General features: G+C 41.7%; 23 protein-coding genes. 8 read left to right on the top strand and 15 right to left on the bottom strand.

Annotated elements, in window-relative coordinates:
* Nucleotides 1–4: 4 nt before the first annotated feature.
* From ACQ93I_RS06920 to ACQ93I_RS06905, 4 genes are read right to left on the bottom strand one after another with little or no spacing between them, the layout of a single operon-like run.
* The gene (locus tag ACQ93I_RS06920) at nt 5–739 is read right to left on the bottom strand and encodes a head GIN domain-containing protein (protein ID WP_431697828.1); all 735 of its coding nucleotides are present in this window, start codon (nt 737–739) and stop codon (nt 5–7) included.
* A 37-nt stretch (nt 740–776) separates the two neighbouring features.
* Entirely contained in the window at nt 777–1,874 is a 1,098-nt protein-coding gene (locus tag ACQ93I_RS06915; RefSeq protein ID WP_431697827.1) for a hypothetical protein, read from the bottom strand.
* Entirely contained in the window at nt 1,855–2,418 is a 564-nt protein-coding gene (locus ACQ93I_RS06910; protein WP_431697826.1) for a DUF4179 domain-containing protein, read from the bottom strand. Before ACQ93I_RS06910 ends, ACQ93I_RS06915 begins: the two co-directional genes overlap by 20 nt.
* On the bottom strand, nt 2,408–2,968 hold the full coding sequence (locus ACQ93I_RS06905) for an RNA polymerase sigma factor (RefSeq protein ID WP_431697825.1): 561 nt from the start codon (nt 2,966–2,968) through the stop codon (nt 2,408–2,410). The genes ACQ93I_RS06910 and ACQ93I_RS06905 overlap by 11 nt, the downstream gene beginning before the upstream one ends.
* A 218-nt stretch (nt 2,969–3,186) precedes the next feature.
* On the opposite strand from ACQ93I_RS06905, the gene lon reads away from it, so the two are divergent.
* The 6 genes from lon (at nt 3,187) to ACQ93I_RS06875 (ending at nt 11,167) form a co-directional block, all read left to right on the top strand.
* Complete coding sequence (lon, locus tag ACQ93I_RS06900) at nt 3,187–5,637, top strand: endopeptidase La (RefSeq protein ID WP_431697824.1); 2,451 nt, start codon at nt 3,187–3,189, stop codon at nt 5,635–5,637.
* A gap of 159 nt (nt 5,638–5,796) precedes the next feature.
* Nucleotides 5,797–6,489, top strand: a complete 693-nt coding sequence (gene cmk / locus ACQ93I_RS06895) for a (d)CMP kinase (protein ID WP_431697823.1) — start codon at nt 5,797–5,799, stop codon at nt 6,487–6,489.
* Between the two features lie 646 nt (nt 6,490–7,135).
* Nucleotides 7,136–8,995: a 30S ribosomal protein S1 gene (rpsA, locus tag ACQ93I_RS06890; RefSeq protein WP_266069555.1), complete on the top strand. Its 1,860-nt coding sequence runs from the start codon at nt 7,136–7,138 to the stop codon at nt 8,993–8,995.
* A gap of 178 nt (nt 8,996–9,173) precedes the next feature.
* A complete protein-coding gene (locus ACQ93I_RS06885; protein ID WP_431697821.1) occupies nt 9,174–9,914 on the top strand; it encodes a fibronectin type III domain-containing protein in 741 nt (246 codons plus the stop codon).
* A 32-nt stretch (nt 9,915–9,946) separates the two neighbouring features.
* Nucleotides 9,947–10,084, top strand: a complete 138-nt coding sequence (locus tag ACQ93I_RS06880; RefSeq protein ID WP_431697820.1) for a hypothetical protein — start codon at nt 9,947–9,949, stop codon at nt 10,082–10,084.
* A gap of 87 nt (nt 10,085–10,171) precedes the next feature.
* Complete coding sequence (locus ACQ93I_RS06875; RefSeq protein ID WP_431697819.1) at nt 10,172–11,167, top strand: NADP-dependent oxidoreductase; 996 nt, start codon at nt 10,172–10,174, stop codon at nt 11,165–11,167.
* 130 nt (nt 11,168–11,297) lie between these two features.
* On the opposite strand, the gene ACQ93I_RS06870 is transcribed toward ACQ93I_RS06875, so the two are convergent.
* Nucleotides 11,298–11,849 carry a macro domain-containing protein gene (locus ACQ93I_RS06870; protein ID WP_431697818.1) on the bottom strand — a complete coding sequence of 184 codons (552 nt, stop codon included), beginning with the start codon at nt 11,847–11,849 and terminating at the stop codon, nt 11,298–11,300.
* Between the two features lie 108 nt (nt 11,850–11,957).
* Here ACQ93I_RS06870 and ACQ93I_RS06865 point away from each other — a divergent pair, with 108 nt between their 5' ends.
* Nucleotides 11,958–12,698, top strand: a complete 741-nt coding sequence (locus tag ACQ93I_RS06865) for an SDR family NAD(P)-dependent oxidoreductase (protein ID WP_431697817.1) — start codon at nt 11,958–11,960, stop codon at nt 12,696–12,698.
* 242 nt (nt 12,699–12,940) lie between these two features.
* Here the strand turns inward: ACQ93I_RS06865 and ACQ93I_RS06860 are convergent, their stop codons facing one another.
* From ACQ93I_RS06860 to ACQ93I_RS06850, 3 genes are all read right to left on the bottom strand, one after another.
* Complete coding sequence (locus tag ACQ93I_RS06860) at nt 12,941–14,146, bottom strand: DEAD/DEAH box helicase (RefSeq protein ID WP_431697816.1); 1,206 nt, start codon at nt 14,144–14,146, stop codon at nt 12,941–12,943.
* A 184-nt stretch (nt 14,147–14,330) separates the two neighbouring features.
* A complete protein-coding gene (locus ACQ93I_RS06855) occupies nt 14,331–14,903 on the bottom strand; it encodes a pentapeptide repeat-containing protein (RefSeq protein WP_431697815.1) in 573 nt (190 codons plus the stop codon).
* A gap of 5 nt (nt 14,904–14,908) precedes the next feature.
* Nucleotides 14,909–15,292, bottom strand: a complete 384-nt coding sequence (locus tag ACQ93I_RS06850; protein ID WP_266070613.1) for a hypothetical protein — start codon at nt 15,290–15,292, stop codon at nt 14,909–14,911.
* 265 nt (nt 15,293–15,557) lie between these two features.
* Here ACQ93I_RS06850 and ACQ93I_RS06845 point away from each other — a divergent pair, with 265 nt between their 5' ends.
* Nucleotides 15,558–16,523, top strand: coding sequence for a L,D-transpeptidase (locus ACQ93I_RS06845; RefSeq protein ID WP_431697814.1), 966 nt, complete (start codon nt 15,558–15,560; stop codon nt 16,521–16,523).
* A gap of 72 nt (nt 16,524–16,595) precedes the next feature.
* Here the strand turns inward: ACQ93I_RS06845 and ACQ93I_RS06840 are convergent, their stop codons facing one another.
* The 7 genes from ACQ93I_RS06840 to ACQ93I_RS06810 all read right to left on the bottom strand — a co-directional run bounded on the left by ACQ93I_RS06840 (nt 16,596) and on the right by ACQ93I_RS06810 (nt 21,401).
* A complete protein-coding gene (locus ACQ93I_RS06840; protein WP_431697812.1) occupies nt 16,596–17,501 on the bottom strand; it encodes an alpha/beta fold hydrolase in 906 nt (301 codons plus the stop codon).
* A 245-nt stretch (nt 17,502–17,746) separates the two neighbouring features.
* Complete coding sequence (locus ACQ93I_RS06835; protein WP_431697810.1) at nt 17,747–18,196, bottom strand: OsmC family protein; 450 nt, start codon at nt 18,194–18,196, stop codon at nt 17,747–17,749.
* 31 nt (nt 18,197–18,227) lie between these two features.
* Complete coding sequence (locus tag ACQ93I_RS06830) at nt 18,228–18,452, bottom strand: hypothetical protein (RefSeq protein WP_431697808.1); 225 nt, start codon at nt 18,450–18,452, stop codon at nt 18,228–18,230.
* Nucleotides 18,449–18,766 carry a rhodanese-like domain-containing protein gene (locus ACQ93I_RS06825; protein WP_431697807.1) on the bottom strand — a complete coding sequence of 106 codons (318 nt, stop codon included), beginning with the start codon at nt 18,764–18,766 and terminating at the stop codon, nt 18,449–18,451. The genes ACQ93I_RS06830 and ACQ93I_RS06825 overlap by 4 nt, the downstream gene beginning before the upstream one ends.
* A 1-nt stretch (nt 18,767) precedes the next feature.
* Nucleotides 18,768–19,052 (bottom strand): rhodanese-like domain-containing protein, encoded by a 285-nt coding sequence (locus ACQ93I_RS06820; RefSeq protein WP_431697806.1) that lies wholly within the window; start codon nt 19,050–19,052, stop codon nt 18,768–18,770.
* A gap of 137 nt (nt 19,053–19,189) precedes the next feature.
* Nucleotides 19,190–19,579, bottom strand: a complete 390-nt coding sequence (locus ACQ93I_RS06815) for a DUF302 domain-containing protein (protein WP_266070620.1) — start codon at nt 19,577–19,579, stop codon at nt 19,190–19,192.
* Between the two features lie 217 nt (nt 19,580–19,796).
* Complete coding sequence (locus ACQ93I_RS06810) at nt 19,797–21,401, bottom strand: GMC oxidoreductase (RefSeq protein ID WP_431697805.1); 1,605 nt, start codon at nt 21,399–21,401, stop codon at nt 19,797–19,799.
* Nucleotides 21,402–21,425 lie beyond the last annotated feature (24 nt).

The raw sequence follows: 21,425 nt of genomic DNA, 5'->3' as shown, positions 1-21,425 counted from the left end.
AGTCTTAGTTTTTGCTGATAGATCCAGAACCCATAGTCCTGAAATCCTCTTTTTTAGGATTTCCCCTGTATTCGATATCTCCCGAACCCGGAGTGCTGGCTTTTAAAGATTCTGATGCATAAACCTGAATATCTCCCGATCCTGTTACCATTGCAGAAACGTTTTTACACCTAAAATCGAAAGCACTTATATCTCCAGATCCTGTTACCTTGCAATCAAAATCTTCGGCCTTGCCAGAGAGGTCAATATCCCCAGATCCTGTAATACTTGCTGAAGCATTCCTGGTTTCAACCGGAAGTTTTACATTACCCGAACCGGTGATGTTGATAGAGAAATTGCTGGATTTCACCAGGTCATTGGAGCGTATGTCGCCAGACCCTGTTAAGCTCACCTCTTCAATATCTGTAAAAGGAACGGTAATGGTAATGCCCTTATTTCGGGAAGGATTTAAAGAATAGCCTTTCTCAACTGAAATTTTGAGCCTTCCGCCACTAACTTCGGTTTCAATATGCTGTTGCAGGTTTTCTTCGGCCTCAATTTTTAAACTTCCTTCCCTGCCTTTTACCAGGATCACATCCATAGAGCCGGTAAGAGATACTGCATCATAACTTGGTACTGTCCTGGTTTTTGAAACCATATTCCCGTTGCCGTCTATTTTTTTGGTTCCCTGCCACCATTGTGCCTGGGTTGCGGTGATACAAAAGAGGGCTACAAAAAGTGTTGATAATAATTTTTTCATGATTATTGTTTTTTGGGTGATTGATGTTCTTTAAATATTAATCGGTAAAGGAAACACTGCCATAGCTGGAATCTACATAGATTTTTCCTCCTGTATTTTCGGTGCGGTGGTATCCCTGGTAATAATTATCACTGCCGCTTTGGTTGCGTTTATTTACAGTGAAGTTACTGTTATTTACTCCATTAACACCTCCATAAGCCGTTTTTATCTCAAAGCTAAAAGGGGCTTCCCTGTCATATCCCAGCTTCACTCCGGTGTAATCGCTGTTGATATTGATGTCTTTAAAGCTGGGCATGATCTTTTGAATTACCAGTGAACCGTAATCCATATTGAGATTGAGGCTGCCGTACAAAAGTCCCAGTTTTATTCCCAGGTAATCGCCTTCTCCTTTCATGTTCTTTAATTTTTCCACTTTTAGGGAGCCGTAGTCGTTGTTGAAAGATAGATGTTCTACTTTTAGAATGTTGGAATCTGTATAATCGGCACTCAGGTCCAGGGTTCCGGCTTCATCTATGGTGAACTCAGAGTAATCGGCGTTGATCCTAGCACGTTTTACATAGCCAATGCTGCTGTTTCGGGTGTAGTCAAAATCCAGCTGGTTGTTATTCCCGTGAAGTTCGCCTATCATGATCTTTCCGTAGTCACAGGAGATTTGAGCATCACCTTTAAGCTTGTCGAGGTTAATGCTTCCGTAGTCATTAGAAAGATCTACACGGTTGGTTACCGGGGCTTTCACCCTGTAGTTGATCTCTATGTTAACATTGCTGCTGCTACCGCCAAAAAGACTTCCCCAAAAGGAATTATTATTGTTTTTTTCCAGAATGGTTCTTGCTGTTACCTGCCCACTGGTTTGGTTAAAAGCAACATCAATTTCCCTTAGGCGTTGTTCAACCTTTTCTTCGTCATTCCCGTTTGTTCGAACAATGACATCAATTTCTACGCGGTTTTGGTTCCAGGTTACAACGTCGATGTTGCCGTAGCTATTGGAGATCTTCAGCATGTCATTGGCCGACACTTTGAATTCTTTTTGTACTCGTTTTTGTTTGGTATACTTTCCTCTAAGATCTCCTTCTGCACAGGCTACTGCCGGGATAAGGAAGAGGACGATCAAAGCCTTATATAGTTTTGTTTTCATGATTTGTGTTTTTTAGGGTGTTTATGTCATTTACTTTTTCAAGTACCATTTTTAACAGGTCAATTCTTTTTTGAAAATTTGTTATCATAGCGTAGATCACTCTTTGATCGTGGCCACTTTTTCCCAGGTCTTTTTTTAAGGTTTCATAATCCTTTTCAAGGATGTCCAGTTGAGTTAGAGCATCATTGATCACTGCTTCATTTTCGGGTGTTTTTTGCTCCTTTAATGCGGCTAGTTCAGTTCTTATTACCGAAGAATAGAATTCCTGGGTTTGCTTCATCTCTGGTGAAACATTTGCCAGTTCCTGTTCTCCTGTAAAGGGGTTGTTAAATACCCCCTGAAAGATGAGTACTGCTACAAGAAAACTTGCTGCTATTGCCATCACAGGAAGCCACAGGCTAATTAATCCGTTGTGCCTGGGTTTCTTTATTTGAGGGCGTTGCCGTAGTTTTTCCCTGAAGCGATCTTCATGCCGTGGTGTAGGTTCGGCAATATCGAAATCCAGCCCCTCAAAAAGGTCCTTTAAATCGTTATCATTTTTCATAGCTCAGTAATTTGGTGCGAAGGCTTTCTTTAGCCCGTGAAATTGTTGTTCTGCAATTGGCGTAGGTAATGTTTAAAATTTCACATATCTCCTCGTAATCATAACCTTCAATTAAATGGAGGATTAAGGCTACCCGGTAATTTTCTTTTAAAGATTCCATGGTCTTTAAGATCATCTTTACTTTTGGATTCTGCTCTTCTTCTTCGGAAGCTATCCCTGCCGATTCATCGGCTGCATGCTTGAATTGGTCGTGGTATTCCACTTCAGTATACCGGGTGTTTTTATTGTACACTCCTATGCTGTGGTTTACCACTATCCTTTTAAGCCATGCGCCAAATGTTGATGTCCCTTCAAAAGTGTCAAGTTTGTCAAAGGCTTTTAAGAAGCATTCCTGCATAATGTCTTCAGCTTCCGCAGAGTCTTTTACAATGCGCAGCGCCACGTTGTACATCGCTTTGCTGTACTTTTTATACACTTTCATTTGGGCACGCTCGTCTCCCCGGCGGCATTTCTCCAAAAGCTCATCAATATGTGTGGTGGTTAGTGTCAAAATCTAAAAGCTTTACTATAAAGATGAGATAGAACAGAGATTGTTACAGTTTCGAAGATTTTTCTTTTAATTGATTTTCTGTACGTTGGCATAAGAATTGAAATAATGTGTCTAAAATGTACTTTAATCGCCTGTAACACAGTATGAGTAAAGGTAGTAAAGTAACTTAACAGATAATGATATAATAACTGCAGTGACAGTTTGACTTAAAAACAGATATGGGCAGAACAAAATTTAAAAATCTTGACAGTCTGTCATTACAGGGAATAGATGAAGATGCAGAATTGATTCCCCTAATGACGCCTGAAGATGAAGAAGAAATAAATAAGGAAGACCTTCCTGAAGTATTACCTATTTTACCTTTGAGAAATACAGTGCTTTTTCCCGGGGTGGTAATACCTATCACGGCAGGTCGGGATGCTTCTATAAAACTTATTAATGAAGCCAACAACGATACTAAGGTTATTGGGGTGGTTTCTCAAAAGGATGAGAAGGTAGAAAATCCCACTGCGCAGGATATTAATAAGATTGGTGTAGTTGCAAGGATTCTTAGAGTTCTTAAAATGCCCGATGGAAACACTACTGTGATCATCCAGGGTAAAAAGCGTTTTGAAGTAGATGAAGTGATTGCCGATAAGCCATTTTTGAAGGCCAGGATCATTGAAGTGCCCGAGGCACGTCCTGCAGAAGAAAATGAGGAATTTAAAGCTATTATCGAGTCAATAAAAGAGCTGGCTTTACAAATCATTAAGAACAGCCCTAATATACCTTCGGAAGCTTCTTTCGCCATTCAAAATATTGAAAGTCCTTCGTTCCTGATCAATTTTGTCTCTTCAAACATGAATCTTTCTGTAGAGGAGAAACAGAAGCTGCTTGAAACCAATGATCTTAAAGAACGTGCACTTTCCACGCTTAAGTTCATGAATGTGGAGTATCACAAGCTGGAACTTCGCAATGACATTCAGAGCAAAGTGCAAAGTGACATGAGCCAGCAGCAGCGGGAATACTTTCTTCACCAGCAAATGAAAACCATCCAGGAAGAACTGGGTGGCGTTTCTCATGAAGGGGAAGTGGAAGAAATGCGTGCCCGCGCTAAGAAGAAGAAATGGTCTGAAAATGTAAAAGAGCACTTCACTAAAGAATTGTCCAAAATGCAGCGGATGAATCCGCAGGTGGCCGAATATTCCATTCAGCGGAATTACCTGGACCTGTTCCTGGAACTGCCGTGGAATGACTTCAGTAAAGACAAATTCGACCTTAAGCGTGCCCAGCGTATTCTTGACCGCGATCACTACGGTCTTGAAGACGTGAAGGAAAGGATCATAGAATACCTTGCGGTGCTTAAGCTTAGAAATGACATGAAATCTCCTATTTTATGTCTCTACGGGCCTCCAGGAGTTGGTAAGACCAGCCTGGGCCGTTCTGTTGCCGAAGCTTTAGGCAGAGAATATGTGCGGGTTTCCCTTGGCGGACTTAGAGATGAGGCCGAAATAAGGGGGCATAGAAAAACTTATATCGGTGCTATGCCGGGTAGGATTATTCAGTCTCTCAAAAAGGCAGGAACCAGCAACCCTGTTTTTGTTCTTGACGAGATTGATAAACTGAGTATAGGTCATAGTGGAGACCCTTCTTCAGCTTTACTGGAGGTGTTGGATCCCGAACAAAACAGTGAATTTCACGACAATTTCCTGGAAATGCCTTTTGACCTTTCCAAGGTGATGTTCATTGCTACTGCAAATAATTTGGGTAACATTCAGCCGGCGTTACGTGACAGGATGGAGATCATCAACGTGACCGGATATACCATTGAAGAGAAAGTTGAGATTGCGAAACAGCATTTACTTCCGAAGCAATTAAAAGAACACGGCCTTACCAAAGACAACCTGAAAATTGGCAAAAAACAGCTGGAGAAGATAGTTGAGGGTTACACCAGGGAATCTGGTGTGCGTAGCCTTGAAAAGCAGATTGCCAAAATGGTGCGATATGCTGCCAAGAATATGGCGATGGAAGAGGAATACAATATCAAAATAAAAGATTCAGATGTACTTGATGTTTTAGGCAGCCCCAAACTCGAGCGCAACAAATATGAAGATAACGAGACTGCCGGGGTGGTTACAGGCCTGGCCTGGACGCAGGTAGGAGGAGATATCCTGTTTATTGAATCTATTCTTTCTAAAGGAAAAGGCTCCCTCAATATTACCGGGAACCTGGGGAAAGTGATGAAAGAATCGGCTACCATTGCTTTGGAATATATTAAAGGAAATGCTGAAGCCCTTGGGATAGACCCCGAGGTAATTGAGAAATATAATGTTCACATTCACGTGCCCGAAGGTGCTACTCCAAAAGATGGCCCCAGTGCAGGAATTACCATGCTTACTTCCCTTGTGTCGTTATTCACCCAGCGAAAAGTGAAGAAAAGCATCGCCATGACGGGAGAGATCACCTTGCGGGGTAAAGTGCTTCCGGTGGGCGGGATCAAAGAAAAGATCCTCGCTGCAAAAAGGGCCCACATTAAAGAGATCATACTTTGTGTAGAAAACCGAAGGGATATAGAAGATATTAAAGAAGAATATCTTAATGGCCTTACTTTTCATTATGTGAAGGAAATGTCTGAGGTCATTGACCTGGCTATCCTCGATGAGAAGGTTAAAAATCCTAAACAGTTATAGAAGGTAATTGAAACTAGGCCCCGCTAACAGCGGGGCTTTTTTTGTTTAAGAACGATTTCCTTTTAAACCTGTAAGAAATACCTATTTTTGCAGAGGTGCCAAAAATGGCATTTTTGAGAGTCTTTATTTCTGGCTCTTTAAGCTGAAGAACCAACATTTATGACCAGAAAGATCACCATTGCAATAGACGGGTTTTCATCAACAGGTAAAAGTACCGTGGCAAAGCAGCTAGCCAAAGAGTTAGGCTACGTATACGTAGATACTGGCGCGATGTATAGGGCAGTTACCCTTTATGCGCTGCGGAAAAAATTTATTTCTGAAAATAATTTTGATGTTGCCGGACTTATAGCCGATCTTTCCCTTATAAAACTGAAGTTTATCTTTAATCCTGAAGTGGGTTTTGGTGAAATGTACCTAAATGCTGAGAATGTGGAAAAAGAGATCCGACAAATGCAGGTTTCCCAATATGTGAGTAAGATTGCAGCGGTGCCACAGGTGCGGGAAATGCTGGTTGCGCAACAACAGGAAATGGGCAGGGAAAAAGGCATTGTAATGGACGGGCGTGATATTGGGACAGTGGTTTTTCCAAATGCCGAGCTTAAAATTTTCATGACAGCCAGTGCCCAGGAGCGTGCTCAGAGAAGGTTCAAGGAGCTTTCTGAAAGGGGAGAAGAAGTGACCTACCAGGAGGTGCTTGAAAATGTCGAAGAAAGAGACCTTTTAGACACCACACGAAAAGATTCCCCTCTTGTAAAAGCAGAAGATGCAAAAGAAATAGACAATTCCCACCTCACGCTTGAAGGACAATTTGAGAAGATCCTGGAGCTTTACAAGGAGGCAATTAGTAACTAACAAAGCACCAAATGCCAAAAATTATCGATTTGAAGATTTGTTGATTTGAAGATTTGAAGATCTGCGATAATCTGTGTGATCTGCGGGAAACAATCCTTCAGCTCCTTAATCTTCTATGTCATATCTCACATCTAATAATTAGCAATTAATAAGCACCAAATTCCAACTTTCTCAAATGTCACCTCGAGCGGAGTCGAGAGGTTCCGGTTGATTTCAAATTACAAGCATTTACCCGCCGAAGCCAAAGCGCAGGAGGGCCAAATTCCAATGGCTTAATTTGAAGATTTGAAGATTTGTTGATTTGAAGATGAATCCTTTTGGCAGCTCTCGTTTTTATCTGCGTATATCTGCGAAATCAGCGGGAAATATGAATGATTCAAAAGATTCGTGTATTCGTGGCTAAAGTCACATTTAAGATGTGATGCAAAGATCATCTTAGAATCCACATTATACAATATACATTATACAATTTCTGATTCTCATATCTAAAATATTGACAATTGTCAATATTAGTTGTATTTTTGCACTCCTTTTAGCAATAGGTCGGGAGACTAAAAGGGTTGAAAATCAATATTATAAACACTTCTGTGTTCTTTTATTGCAAATATCTTCCGGAAGAATACAGGATACAAATTAATTATCAGCAATGGCTGAAGAAACAAAAAATCAAGAAGTTCAGGGTTCTGAAAACGCTGAAATTCAACCGGTAGCAGGTATGGAGACTAAGTCTCAACCTGATGCAGAGGTACAGCAACAAGATCCTGAGCAATTCTTAAAGGAATTCAACTGGCACAACTACGAAGAAGGAATTGATCCTATCGACGATCAAAAGCTGGAAGAATTTGAAAAGCTTGTAGCAGAAAATTTCGTTGACACTTTACATGATGAAGTAGTTACCGGAAAAGTGATCAACATTACAGATCGTGATGCGATCATTGACATCAATGCAAAAAGTGAAGGTGTAATTTCTCTTAATGAGTTCCGTTACAACCCAGATCTTAAAGTTGGAGATGAAGTAGAGGTATTGATTGATGTTCGTGAAGATGCTACAGGACAGTTGATCCTTTCTCACCGTAAGGCTCGTGTTATTATGGCATGGGATCGTGTGAACAAAGCACACGACGAAAGTCTTATCGTGAACGGTTACGTGAAATGTCGCACAAAAGGTGGTATGATCGTAGACGTATTTGGTATTGAAGCTTTCCTTCCTGGTTCACAAATTGATGTGAAACCAATCAGGGATTACGATGCATACGTAGGTAAAACAATGGAATTCAAAGTTGTTAAGATCAACCACGAATTTAAGAACGTTGTTGTATCTCACAAAGCACTTATTGAAGCCGATATCGAAGAGCAGAAAAAAGAGATCATTGGGCAGCTTGAAAAAGGTCAGGTACTTGAAGGTACTGTTAAGAACATTACTTCTTACGGTGTATTCGTTGACCTTGGAGGTGTTGACGGACTTGTTCACATCACCGATCTTAGCTGGTCACGTATCAACCATCCAAATGAGATCGTTGAACTTGATCAAAAACTGAACGTTGTTATCCTTGACTTTGATGAGGCTAAAACAAGAATCCAGTTAGGTCTTAAACAACTTAGCAAACACCCATGGGAAGCTCTTGACGAGAACCTTAAAGTAGGTGACAAAGTAAAAGGTAAAGTAGTTGTGATCGCAGATTACGGTGCATTTATCGAAGTTGCTGAAGGTGTTGAAGGTCTTATCCACGTTTCTGAAATGTCATGGAGTACTCACCTGCGCTCAGCTCAGGACTTCGTGAACGTTGGAGATGAGGTTGAAGCTCAAATCCTTACTTTAGATCGTGAAGACAGAAAAATGTCTCTTGGTATCAAGCAATTGACTCCAGATCCATGGACTGACATCACTTCTAAGTACCCTGTAGGTTCAAGACACACTGGTATCGTTCGTAACTTCACTAACTTCGGAGTGTTCGTAGAACTTGAAGAAGGAATTGACGGACTTATCTATATCTCTGACCTTTCATGGACTAAGAAGATCAAGCATCCAAGTGAATTCACTAATGTAGGTGATAAACTTGAGGTAGTTGTTCTTGAATTAGATGTAGAAGGACGTAAGTTAAGCCTTGGTCACAAGCAAACTGAGTCTAACCCTTGGGATAAATACGAATCTGAATTCGCTGTAGGAACTACTCACACAGCTGCAATTACAGAGATCGTTGACAAAGGTGCGACTATAGACTTTAATGAAGATATCACTGCATTCGTTCCGCAACGTCACCTTGAAAAAGAAGACGGAAGCAAACTGAAGCAGGGAGAATCTGCAGAATTCCAAATCATTGAATTCAATAAAGAATTCAAGAGAGTGGTAGCATCTCACACTGCTATCCACAAGGAAGAAGAGCAGCAAATTGTAAAGCAGGCCCAAAAGAAAGCCGCTGCACAACAAGCTCAAAGCAACACTACTATTGGTGATGTTAACGCAGAACTTCAGGCGTTGAAAGATAAAATGGAAGGAAAGAACTAATTTCCTGAAATTTTTAAATATTTAAAGCCTCTCTGGGAAACCAGAGAGGTTTTTTTTATGGATAAAACCGGTTTATTTTATATTTAAGGTGCTTTAAATCAGTAAAATACCTACAAGAGGGTATTGCCTTGAGTGGAACTTTCGGGTAACTTTCTCGTTCATTTTAAAAACAGATGTTATGAAATTTCCATTATTAAAAGGTATTTATCTTCTTATGTTCTTAAGCGTATTTTTGGGGTGCGATTCAGAAGATGAAGACCGCGAGCCGCAATTACCCGAAGTAGTCACAGTAAGTGATGAATCTGAAGCTGTCATCACCTATACTTCTGTCCAGATTTCAGGAACCGTCATGGAAACTGATAGTGAAATTCAGTCTTATGGGGTTGTTTGGGGCCCCAATCCCAATCCCACTCTTGAAGATAATGTTGCATTGCCCGAAGGGCAAAGTGCTACCACCTCCATATCAAAAAGTACTCAAAAACAATCTGAAAGCTCTTTTGTTGTAAAGATTGAGGGTCTTGTTCCGGGAAACAGCTACTACTTTAGAATCTTTGCTACAAATGAGGCGGGTACGGCTTATGGAGAAGAGTTGAGTATTGAAACAAAAGGCCTGGAAGGATCTAAATGGGGAATTACTTACCATCATGACGAAGATACTTCCTGGATTGGCCATGCAGTTTTTCATGAAGATGGTACAGCATTCTATAGTGAACCTACAGATCCTGATGGGATGTTCGATCTATGGGGAGAGTGGAGTATGGAAGGCAATGTTTTAACCTATGATATGATCCCTGATGATGAAGGCGAGAGCTATATTCTTACAGGTGAGCTCCATGAGAATGAAATGAGCGGAACATACACTTTTCTTACTTCCGACGGAATTACACACCGGCCCTGGACTGCCACGCTCATAGAATAATTATAAATTATCAGGCGACTATTTTGCAGTTAATGCCTGGAAACTGCCATGGGAATGTACTGCGGAACGTACTGCGGAATGTACTGCGGAATGTACTGCGGAATGTACTGCGGAATGTACTGCGGAATGTGGATTTTAGAACAATTTTTGGATTTGGTTTAAAACGATAAATTGATCTTCTTAAAATTTGGAATTACCCGAATCTCAGCTTGTGAAAATGCTGGAGAAGCCTTATCTTCAATTAAAACCAACCAATCATGTCCAAAACCATAATATTCAGGAATCGTCCTGCAGGGAAGCCTTCCACTTCAGATTTTGAAACTGTTGAAGAGAACGACCCAAAGCCAGGAGAAGGAGAGATTCTGCTCAAAGCATTATATATTTCGGTAGATCCATATCTGCGTGGAAGAATGAGAAATGAAGAATCTTATATTCCTCCTTTTCAGCTCAATGAGCCGCTGGAATCTATGGTGGTGGCCGAGGTTGTGGAAAGCAAGAATCAAAATTTTCAAAAAGGAGAGTATGTCTCAGGGATGCTAAAATGGAAGGAGCTGCAGGTTTCTGCCGGTACCGGCTTGAACAGGGTAGATCCCGAACTCGCACCTTTACCAGCCTTTCTCGGCGTGCTGGGATTAACCGGGCTAACTGCTTACCTGGCGCTTGATAAAATTGGACGACTTAAACCTGGAGAGACCCTTGTAGTTTCAGGTGCAGCCGGCGCCGTGGGAAGCATAGCCGGGCAAATTGGAAAGATCAAAGGCTGCATGGTAGTGGGAATTGCCGGTAGCGATGAAAAAGTAAAACATCTGGAAGAAAAATTTGGCCTTGACAAAGGACTAAACTACAATAAAGAGGAGGACATGGCCGATGCCATTAGAAGGATTTGTACCGATGGGGTTGATGTTTACTTTGACAATGTAGGAGGTGAAATTCTGGATGCTGTGTTGCAAACCATCAATAAAGACGCCCGAATCATTAATTGTGGTGCGATATCTCTTTACAATGAAACCGATGTGCCAACAGGGCCACGTCCCGAAAATATTCTCATCAAAAAAACGGCTTTGATGCAGGGCTTTTTGATTCGTGATCACGCAAAAGACTTCGGAAGAGCGCTGCGGCAGTTAAGCAGCTGGTTAAAGGATGGAAGCCTCGACTATGATGAAACTACCGTAGAAGGCTTTGATAAACTTCCTGAAGCGTTTATAGGTCTGTTTGAGGGACGTAACATGGGTAAGATGGTCGTGAAAGTTTAACGTTCAAAGTTCAAAGTTCAAAGTTCAAGGTTTAAGGTTTAAGGTAGTAAAAATCAAATTCGGTAATGAAAAAATTTATCGGCAACTAACCCGCAACCTTACAACCAGCAACTTACAAGGCGTGAAAGGCTCAGCCTAAATATTCTTTCCCCTGCATAATTTGCTCAAGCACTCTTTTGTGTACGTTCAAATCTTTTTCACTATACAGTACAAAAATGATGTTTTTGAGATGTTTAAGAGAAGAAATGCTTTCTATGATTTTTGTGAAAGCCACTTTTGCAGCGTCTTCTACAGGATATCCAAAAATGCCGGTTGAGATAGCCGGAAAAGCAATAGAAGAAATTTGCTTTTCTTCAGCCAGTTCCAGGGCATTTGTATAACAGTTAGCCAACAATTTGTCCTCAGGTTTGTCCTGCCCGTAAACCGGCCCCAGGCAATGAATAACGTATTGGTTTGGGAGATCATACGCTTTTGTTATTACAGTTTCTCCCGGTTTTATAGGTGCCATTGTCCGGGCTTCATTAGCAAGCTCCGGGCCTGCGGCTGTGTGAATAGCTCCCGCGACTCCGCCGCCAGTTTCCAGCTGTGCATTGGCTGCATTGACCACTGCCTCACAATCTCCCTGATTCGCAATATCACCCTGCCGCAGCACTATTGTTACTCCCGATATAGATTTTTTCATACCTCTCTAAAATAGCAAATTTTTATCCCTCTTCAAACGCTTCCTGATTTTAATCATGCTTTTCAATTGCTGTATTTTTTAATTTACAATAAATTAAATCAGAGTGTTATGAAAGATAAAGTTGTAATTATCACAGGTGCGGCCTCGGGAATAGGAGAGGCTACAGCTCTTCTTTTTGGCCGTGAAGGTGCTAAAGTTGTAGTTTCTGACATTAATTCTGAAGCAGGGGAGGAAGTAGTGAAACGCATTAAGAAATCTGGTGGTACAGCCAGTTTCTTTAAAACAGATGTAGCCTCAGCGGCCGAAAATAAGGCCCTGGTAGATTATGCTGTCAAAACCTACGGAAAGCTTGATATTGCTGTGAATAATGCAGGTATTGGCGGCGAGGCTAACAAAATTGGCGATATGAGCCTGGAGGGTTGGCACAGGGTGATAGATATCAACCTGCACAGCATTTTCTACGGAATGAAGTACCAAATCGCAGCTATGCTGAAAAATGGGCATGGGAGCATCATTAATATCTCTTCTATTTTAGGTAGTGTGGGCTTTGAAGGATCTGCCGGGTATGTGGCTGCAAAACACGCTGCTGTTGGTTTAACTCGTAATGCGGCTATAGAATATTCTTCTCAGAATATTAGGATCAATGCTGTGGGGCCGGCATTTATTGACACTCCTTTGTTAGACCAGCTTGATGAGGATATAAAAAAGCATTTAATTTCTTTACACCCCATAGGACGATTGGGCAGGAGCAATGAAGTAGCCGAATTGATCTTTTGGCTCGGCAGCGACAAAGCTTCATTTGCCACCGGAGCATATTATCCTATAGACGGCGGCTACCTGGCAAGATGATTTAGAAGTACGAGGTTAGAAGTTCAAAATACGATTTCCGGCCGGAATCAAAACAGAAATCATAAAAAGAGTCTTCGTTTCGCAAAAGCTGCGCTCTTAATAATAGATGAATCCGGGGTTGTCATTCCGACGAAGGAGGAATCTCAATGGAGATGTACCAATTAAAAAAGACTCTATTCCGGTGGAATAGAGTCTTCATTTTTATAATATTTTCCTGCCAACTGATCACTGATCACTTGAAATCACCGTCTTCTGTTACTCTGCCTGTTATTGCGGCCGCGGTTTTGGTTAGCGGCTACAGGCGCAGGCGCTGCGTTTAAATCCATAGGGTAGGGGTGTTCCTCTACCACCGGGATCTTAATAGATGCCAGTTTTTCTATATCTTTTAATTCCTTGCGCTCATCGGCTGCACAAAACGAGATGGCAATACCTTCGTTTCCGGCACGGCCGGTACGTCCAATTCGGTGTACGTAAGTTTCGGGAACGTTAGGGAGATCGAAGTTAAATACATGTCCTAACTCATCAATGTCGATTCCACGGGCGGCAATATCGGTTGCTACCAGTACATTCAGTTTTCCGCTTTTGAAGTTCTTCAATGCGTTTTGCCTCGCATTCTGACTTTTATTCCCGTGAATAGCTGCCGAATTGATTTTTGCTTTATCCAGGAATCTGGCAACTTTATCTGCACCGTGCTTTGTACGGGTAAAGACGAGGGCACTTTCAATGCCGTTGCTTTCCAGGAGATGAAGAAGTAATTTTCTCTTATCAGGTTTGTTGGTAAAATAAACCCTTTGATCAATTTTATCTACTGTTGAAGACGGCGGAGTAACTTCTACTTTCACCGGATTTTTCAGCATCATTTTAGCCAGATTCTGTATTTCATCGGGCATGGTGGCCGAAAAGAAAAGGGTCTGCCTTTTTTCTGGCAGGCTCTTAATAACCTTTTTTACATCGTGAATAAAACCCATATCCAACATCCTGTCGGCTTCATCAAGAACAAAGATCTCGAGAGTTTTAAGGTTGATAAAGCCCTGGTTCATAAGATCCAGTAAGCGGCCTGGGGTGGCGACAAGAATATCTACCCCTCGTTTAAGCTTTTCAACCTGCGAATGTTGAGAAACACCTCCAAAAATAACCGAATGTTTAAGCCTGGTATGCTTGCCGTATGCTGCAAGGCTCTCGTCTATTTGTATGGCGAGCTCCCTTGTTGGGGTAAGGATCAGGGATCTTACTCCTTTTCCTGAGAATTTTTTCTCATTTAGTAACTGGAGGATAGGAAGGCCAAAAGCGGCTGTTTTTCCTGTTCCGGTCTGGGCTACTCCTAAAAGATCTTTTCCTGAAAGAACTACTGGAATGGCCTGTTTTTGTATTGGGGTGGGCATATCATAACCCTGAGTTTCGAGCGCCTTAAGTAAGGCCTCATCTAAATTTAATTTTTTAAACGACATTAAATTGTTTTATGTGAAATGCTGGAAAAGACGTTGCATTTTCTTGAAACAGCTGCTGTTTTTTATTCTGAACCGGCTTACAACCTGCCGTGTATCTTGTAAAGAAGATGGCAAAGATAAGCTTTTTATCTGCCGGTTTTACAAGCAGCAAGAATCGGGCCGCTTATTGCAGAGGTAGAAGGGGTTATGAGATCTTGATTTGATACTTCTCCAGAAGGCCCCGAATATTTTCTGAAGAGAAATGAGCTCCCTTGATGTTGTTATTTTCAGGATCTATGCTGAAGTTCCTGGAAGTGCTAAAATCGGCTTTTTCCAGCCTGGTGTCTATAAAGGTGGCACCGCTAAAATCACAATTCTGGAAAGTGGCTGAAGTTAAATCGGCTTCAGAAAAATCTACCTGAATCAGCTTGCAATCATCAAAAGAAATATTCTTCAGTTTTAATCTGGAGAAAGAAGAAAAGTTTAAAAGACAATTTTGAAAGGAAAATGAGAGCAAAAAAGGATCAAGCTCATGAAAATTTAGCCCCATCAATTTACAATCTATAAACTCTGTATCCCTGATGCAGGTTCCTCTGGTAATGCAGTTGCTAAGGTCACAGGCTTCAAAAAGGCATTCCGAAAATGTCATTTTTGACAGGTGAGCGCCGGAAAAATTAATGGCTTTAAAGGTGCAGTTGTCGTATTCACCTTCGGGAAGGTTGCCGTGGCGAAGATTTTCTGAGGTGAAATCTTCGTCTCTAAAATATGCTTCGTTCATAAATCTTAGCAGCCTTTGCCTTTCCCGCCTTTACAGTTTGTAGATTCGGCTACCAGGTATGCAATGCTGCCACCAAGATCTATCTTAAGGGTTGTAGAACCTAAATCTGAAGCCAGGCGCTTTTTTCCATTTAGCATAAGCTCATTGAAGCCGCTAATTGTAAAAGTTTTGGTGTTCTTATCGTAAACTATTTTTTCGGCTTTTTCAATCTCTACTATAGAGGTAGTGAAATGTACATTGCCGGTAAGCTCTACAATTTGTTTATTCTCGCGTGTTACACTTTGATCTCCAGAGAAGGTAATTCCCTTACTTTCAAAGGTAACAGGGCTCTCCTGCGCCATCGCTCCCGTTCCTAATAAGGTGAAGAAAAGAAGGAAAAGAAATTTCATAATCAGCATTTTTTGATGTTGACAAGGTAATTATTTATTGCTAAACATTTTAGTTTATTTTAAGGTTTTTTCAGGGAATACGGAGTATTTTCATCATTAAAAATGGATCTTTAAAATGCCATTTTTCAGAAGAATTGATTTTCGGTTCACCCAGGGAATGACCCAAAAATTGTTGAAATTAGGAGTAATATAGTTAGGGAAAGTAATCTTGTTAATGTTTGATTATTAGTATCTTATAATAGTTTTAAGCTTTGAGCAGAAGATCATGAAATGCATCCGGAAAAATATCGCTCATCTTCTTTTAATGCTTCTTGTACTTACGGGATGGACTTCCTGTGAACGATCTGAAACGGCACTTCAGTCTCAAAATTCTAATCAACCAGAAGCTACAATTGAACCAACGGTCAGCCATGAAGTTGAAAAGTTGCCCCTGTTCGTCACCTACCATCGCGACAGCCTTGAAAATACTGCCCAGGTTGATAGTTTTAAAACCAGGTTCAACGAACTGGAGCAGGAATTTATTTTTGCTATCAACCGCGTGGACGCTTACCGGCTAAGGGCAGGTGATGTTTTGGTGATACCCGATACCCTCACCAAAAACTTTTTAGATTATTCTCCTTTTCCCCAAAGACTGGAAATGCTTGATTCCATACCCAAGACCGTGCTTATCTCGAGAAGAATACAGGGATTTGCATTGTACGAGAATGGAAAACTTCTAAAATGGGGACCCGTGAGTTCGGGAAAAAAGTCTACGCAAACTCCCGCCGGACTCTTCTACGGAAACTATAAAGCCCGCAGCAAAATTAGCACGGTAGATGATTCCTGGCTTATGCCTTATTACTTCAATTTTATGAACTTTGAAGGAGTCGGCGTACATCAATATTCCATGCCCGGCTACCCCGCGAGTCACGCTTGTGTAAGATTGCGAAAAGATGATGCCATTACAATTTACAACTGGGCGAACCAGTGGAAACTGGATGCTACAGGCCAGCTAGTAGAACACAACGGGACTCCTTTTATGGTTTTTGGAGATTACGACTTTGCAGGGCCGGTGCCCTGGCTACAACTGGCGGAGAAGCCTAATTCCAACTACCTGAATGCCCAGGAACTGGAAACCCTGAGCCAATATGTTGCGGAATATAAAAAGGATAAAAGAAACTTTGATCTTCCCGAACCTGATCTCGAGGAACTTGCTGTAACGCCACCCGAAGGGCTGGAGACGATCCGCTAAAAACCGCCAGAAAATAAGAAAGGTTGCCAAAAAACGATTTTTTGACAACCTGTTCTCCTCAAACAATTATTTTTAAACCCTGTACTTTTCTTTGTATGCCAGCACGGCCTTTTCGAGATCGTTGCTGTCTTCTATGAACGGCACATGCCCACCATTATTTTCCCACAAAAGTAGATTCGAAAATTGAAGATCCTGATAATGTCGCGGCCCCACCATATAATCATGGGTGCCGTAGAAGTAGAGCACCGGCATCTTCATACTACCACTAAGCAGTTTAAAGTTCTGCCAGTATTCGCTTCTCTTCATAACATTGTTACTAAGATCATAATTGAAATTTTCTATTTCTCCAGACATTTGGTCGAGTTTTGGAAAAGTTTCAGGATCTCTGGAGCCCATTTTCCAGAAGAGGCCTTTTTCCTGCAGCTTTCTGCCGTAGTCATTCATTCTTTGGGGCAGGGCAACTGTGTCTCCCGCACAGCTATAGGTTTCCCCAACATATTCAGCTGCCTTTGGAAGCCAGCTTTCGCAAGCCGATTCCGTAAGGTTTAGCGTGCAATTTATCATGAGCATTCCTTTTTGGGAGGAAGGATACCTTTGTGCATAACCCATTTGTAAGATGCCTCCAAAGGAGTGACCCAGGGTAAGCCAGTCTTTAAAACCCAATGCTGCTCTTACTTCTTCAAAGTCGAGCGCCATACGGTCAAGGGAATAATCCTGGGTAGGTGAACTTTGGGATCTTCCAACGCCACGCTGGTCGAGGTAAACCACCGTAAAATGTTCTTCCAAAAATTCTCCCGTTAGTTTCTCAAACCAATAGCTACCCGATCCCGGCCCGCCGTGAATGTAAAGCAGTGGAGTGCCCTTGCCTTCTACTTTCACGTAAAGGTCAACCCCGTCTGAAGTAGTAATGGTCTTTTCACCCGCCAAAACATTCTGGCTTAAGAGCAACATGACGATAATCAGGAATAATCTATCCATTTTTGAAAGATTTACCTGCCTTAGAAAAGTGAGCAGGTTTTGATTTGAAAAACCTGCTCTTAATATTTTTTCTTCAGCAATTTCTCCTATAGACTTTTCTGGAGATCATTTGTTACAGTCAAAATTGTTGTAAATAAATTTTTTTCTGATTTGCCTATAAAATGGCTGAAACTGCGCAAAAAAAAAGATCCCGAAGAAGACAAAAAATCTTCAGACGGGATCTCCAGTGTAGGGGGACTGTAACTTTATGATACCAAAGATTCTGCCAGATTTATCTTCGGGATTAAAATAACTTCAGCTTTTATAGAATTTGTGATGAGACAGGCTTTTTCGGCTTTAAAAAGGATCTTTTCGGCCTTCTCTTTGTCCTCTTCATGATAGATTGTGAGTACAGGTTCAAGGATGATCTGTGACATTATAAATTTTCCATCCTGTTTGCTCAGCTTTCCTTTTGCAGGGCAACTTAAACTTTCAAATTCCAGTTTTGAATTTTCGGCAATCGCCAAAAAAGTAGTCATAAAACAGCTGTTTACTGCAGCCGTGTAAAGATGTTCCGGAGACCAGATCCCGGCAATTCCCTTCGGAAATTCGGGAGGTGTGGCCACTTCGATTTTCTCATCGAGTTCAGGAGAAGATATTTCTCCTTTGCGATCTGTTTTCCAGTGTAAATCGACGTTATAGATATGTTCTTCCATAAAAGTAATTATGTGGTAAATATAATGTTGCTTATTTTCTTAATTCCTGATCTCGATCAGGTTCCAGCGCACAATTTGGCCCCGTACAATTTCCTGCAGCACATCCAAAGCTAAAAAGCCCCATAGCAGCAACGTAAATACCTAAAGCAAGCCCCCACCACTGTGCTGCGCTGGCAGCCTGAAAAACTATAAGTAATCCAATGATGAGGTAGGCAGCACGTACCCATGTCCAGTTCTTTAAAAACCTGTTTTTCATCCTATTTTATTCTGAAGGTTTCTCCAGCCGCCGCCGTTATGTACTTCTGTGAATCCTGCCGATATCAATATGTTTTTTGCTGAAGCACTTCTCATGCCCGAAGCACAACAGGTAATAACTGGCTTACTTTTATCTCCAACTTTCTTCAGGTTTTGGCCCAGGCTGTTCAACGGAATGTTTTTTGAACCATTGATGTGTCCGCCGCTAAATTCTCCTTTGGTACGCACGTCAACAATAGTGGCGCCTTGTTCAAGTAATTGGGCATAATTTGTTTTTGGACCAAGTCCCAGAATTCGTTTTAAACTTTCTATCATTTTAAGATGCTTTATGTTGTAGGTAATTTACTTCGAGCCAGGAACCTCCGTTCACACAATTAATTCCGGCACGGGTGAGATATTGTTCTGCTTGCGAACTTCTTATGCCCGATGCGCAACAAAGAATGATTGGGGCTTCCCATGATCTCAAATTCTCAATTTCATCGGGTAATTCTGTAAGGGGTATATTTTTGGAACCTGCTACATGGCCACCACTAAATTCTGCTCTTGTTCTAACGTCCAGTATGGTTCCTTTTCCGGCTTGTATGATCTTTTCCGTTTTCATAAGTGTTATCATTTAAAAACAGGATAAAAGTACTTCCTAAGGTGCGCCGGTACAGTTACTTTTGTTACACAGGTTACAGTAAAAAAAATCCGGAGAATTTTGAAGTCCCCCGGATTTTATTAAAAACTAATTTCAATCTAGTTGATACTATCAATTACCTTTTTCAGCTTTTCCCGTACCTGAGTGGCAACATCCCCTAAAGTGTCATTTTTAACAGCTTGCATGGAAGCCACAGGATCAACGGCTGATACTTCAATCGTGCCGTCGCCGGTTTCCTGCACTATCACATTGCAGGGCAACATGGTTCCAATCTTGCTCTCGGCTGAAATAGCCTGGTGCGCCATTTGCGGATTGCAGGCACCAAGGATTCTATACTTTCTGAAATCTACATCCAATTTCTTTTTAAAGGTTTCCTTCACATCGATCTCTGTTAGAATACCGAAACCTTCTTTTTTGAGTTCTTCGGTAACTTTTTGAATGGCTGTGTCAAAATCCTGTTTTAAAGTAGTGGTAAAATAGTAGCTCATGACTGTAGTTTTATCTGATTATCAATATACTACAAAAAAAACTCTTTTGGAAAGAATAAACAGTGACAATTGTTACAGAAGGAGAAATGAAAAACCTGAAGGGAAAGGCGTGTAGGGGACATCCTAACCCTAAAGGTTCTCGATGTAAAAGTACTGCAGCCTATTCTATTGAATATTAAACTTCTATAGATTTATCTTATTTAACTAACGGCGTATTTTAGCTTTGGATCTCTTCTGAATGAGGTGTCAAAAATGCCATTTTTGACACCTCATTTTTCTGCGGAATAAAAGACATGGCCCTTTCGGCTATTGCAGTGATGGAAAGGCTGGGATTCACACCCGGGTTTGCCGAGATCATGGATCCGTCAATGACCAATAAATTCTGATATCCAAAAACTTCATTCCTCGAATTGATCACGCCTTCTGAAGCATCTTTGCCCATCACCGCACCGCCTAAAATGTGAGCTGTAGTGGGAATTCCGGCAATGCTTTCCAGAACAAAAGAAGTGGCTTTGCCGTTGATGGCTTTGCTGTACCTTTTTGTGAGATCTTTTGAAGCAGGAATATCTGAAGTAGGTTTTTCCCCCGAACTTATCCCGCTGGACATGCTTCCGAAGAAATTTCTCTTCAGTTTTATGGTACTGTCAATGCTTTGCATAAAAAGCAGTACCGCAGTACTTCTCGACCAGCCATTGATAAAGTATGTTTTGAACCAGGCAACCGGGGAACTTATTAGCTGAGAAATAACATTCAGAATGCGTTGTGGCGGAGTCTTTCCTGTGGCCATTGGCAGGTGTAGCAGTTTCCAGAACCCCGAGCCACGCGAATACCGCACCACCTCGAGATGGCTGCTGTCATCTGTGTGCAGCAGGCTTCCTATGGCGACCCCTGTTGAAAGATCTTTGTCTTTATCGGCCGTAGAAACGCTGATGAGGGTTTCGTTATTCGTGCGGATTTCGTCTCCCACTTTATCGGATAACTTCGGAAGGCTTTTCTGCTTCAGCTTAAGCAACAGTTTTACCGTACCTAAAACTCCCCCGGAAAAGATCACTCCCTTGCTCCGCAGTTTTGTGGTCTTTCCGAAGTAGGAGGTACTCGATTTGAGTGTCACTTCATAAGCTTCCGAAGAAAGCTTTTTTACATCTGTGACTTCATTTTCTGCCAGTATTTTTGCCCCCAGCTTTTGTGCCAGCCAAAGGTAATTCTTGTCAAGGGTGTTCTTCGCATTGTACCTACAACCGGTCATGCAGCCGCCACAAAAATTACAGCCGGTTCTATCGGGCCCTTTGCCGCCAAAGTAGGGATCCTCTTTGGTTTCTCCCTCTTTTCCGAAGTAAACGGCTACATGAGGGTGTTCAAAATGCTCTTTTCTGCCCATTTCTTCAGCCATTTTCTCAAGGGCATTGTCGGCATCAAATAACCTCGGATTTGGCACTGCGCCCAGCATGTTTAAAGCAGTCTGGTAATGAGGTTTGAGTGCCTCTTCCCAGTCTTCCAGCTGCCCCCAGGAACCAGAGGTGTAAAATGCCTTTTTTGGAACCGGGAGCGTATTGGCGTAGACCAGCGAACCGCCACCCACACCCGTGCCCGAAATTACGGCCACATGTTTGAAGATGCTTAGTTTCATGATGCCGAAAAATTTCAATGCCGGCATCCAGAGCCATTTTCTCAGGTTCCAGTTGGTTTTAGGAAAATCTTTGGCCTTAAACCATTTTCCTTTTTCGACTACGAGTACTTTATAACCTTTTTCTGAAAGTCGCAGCGCACTCACTGAGCCTCCAAAACCGCTGCCAATAATAATATAGTCGTAGTCGTATTCCATTTAATAAGAGATGCTGCCTGTCTA

Origin of the sequence: Salinimicrobium sp. WS361 (genome assembly GCF_050750585.1) — a bacterium.
Taxonomy (GTDB): Bacteria; Bacteroidota; Bacteroidia; order Flavobacteriales; family Flavobacteriaceae; genus Salinimicrobium.
This window is presented reverse-complemented; position numbering and strand designations above follow the sequence as displayed.

Bases quoted from the DNA above. Each gene is read 5' to 3' on its own strand.
- ACQ93I_RS06920 (WP_431697828.1), bottom strand. From the start codon at position 739: ATGAAAAAATTATTATCAACACTTTTTGTAGCCCTCTTTTGTATCACC.
- ACQ93I_RS06915 (WP_431697827.1), bottom strand. From the start codon at position 1,874: ATGAAAACAAAACTATATAAGGCTTTGATCGTCCTCTTCCTTATCCCG.
- ACQ93I_RS06910 (WP_431697826.1), bottom strand. From the start codon at position 2,418: ATGAAAAATGATAACGATTTAAAGGACCTTTTTGAGGGGCTGGATTTC.
- lon (WP_431697824.1), top strand. From the start codon at position 3,187: ATGGGCAGAACAAAATTTAAAAATCTTGACAGTCTGTCATTACAGGGA.
- cmk (WP_431697823.1), top strand. From the start codon at position 5,797: ATGACCAGAAAGATCACCATTGCAATAGACGGGTTTTCATCAACAGGT.
- rpsA (WP_266069555.1), top strand. From the start codon at position 7,136: ATGGCTGAAGAAACAAAAAATCAAGAAGTTCAGGGTTCTGAAAACGCT.
- ACQ93I_RS06885 (WP_431697821.1), top strand. From the start codon at position 9,174: ATGAAATTTCCATTATTAAAAGGTATTTATCTTCTTATGTTCTTAAGC.
- ACQ93I_RS06880 (WP_431697820.1), top strand. From the start codon at position 9,947: ATGCCTGGAAACTGCCATGGGAATGTACTGCGGAACGTACTGCGGAAT.
- ACQ93I_RS06875 (WP_431697819.1), top strand. From the start codon at position 10,172: ATGTCCAAAACCATAATATTCAGGAATCGTCCTGCAGGGAAGCCTTCC.
- ACQ93I_RS06870 (WP_431697818.1), bottom strand. From the start codon at position 11,849: ATGAAAAAATCTATATCGGGAGTAACAATAGTGCTGCGGCAGGGTGAT.
- ACQ93I_RS06865 (WP_431697817.1), top strand. From the start codon at position 11,958: ATGAAAGATAAAGTTGTAATTATCACAGGTGCGGCCTCGGGAATAGGA.
- ACQ93I_RS06860 (WP_431697816.1), bottom strand. From the start codon at position 14,146: ATGTCGTTTAAAAAATTAAATTTAGATGAGGCCTTACTTAAGGCGCTC.
- ACQ93I_RS06855 (WP_431697815.1), bottom strand. From the start codon at position 14,903: ATGAACGAAGCATATTTTAGAGACGAAGATTTCACCTCAGAAAATCTT.
- ACQ93I_RS06850 (WP_266070613.1), bottom strand. From the start codon at position 15,292: ATGAAATTTCTTTTCCTTCTTTTCTTCACCTTATTAGGAACGGGAGCG.
- ACQ93I_RS06845 (WP_431697814.1), top strand. From the start codon at position 15,558: ATGAAATGCATCCGGAAAAATATCGCTCATCTTCTTTTAATGCTTCTT.
- ACQ93I_RS06840 (WP_431697812.1), bottom strand. From the start codon at position 17,501: ATGGATAGATTATTCCTGATTATCGTCATGTTGCTCTTAAGCCAGAAT.
- ACQ93I_RS06835 (WP_431697810.1), bottom strand. From the start codon at position 18,196: ATGGAAGAACATATCTATAACGTCGATTTACACTGGAAAACAGATCGC.
- ACQ93I_RS06830 (WP_431697808.1), bottom strand. From the start codon at position 18,452: ATGAAAAACAGGTTTTTAAAGAACTGGACATGGGTACGTGCTGCCTAC.
- ACQ93I_RS06825 (WP_431697807.1), bottom strand. From the start codon at position 18,766: ATGATAGAAAGTTTAAAACGAATTCTGGGACTTGGTCCAAAAACAAAT.
- ACQ93I_RS06820 (WP_431697806.1), bottom strand. From the start codon at position 19,052: ATGAAAACGGAAAAGATCATACAAGCCGGAAAAGGAACCATACTGGAC.
- ACQ93I_RS06815 (WP_266070620.1), bottom strand. From the start codon at position 19,579: ATGAGCTACTATTTTACCACTACTTTAAAACAGGATTTTGACACAGCC.
- ACQ93I_RS06810 (WP_431697805.1), bottom strand. From the start codon at position 21,401: ATGGAATACGACTACGACTATATTATTATTGGCAGCGGTTTTGGAGGC.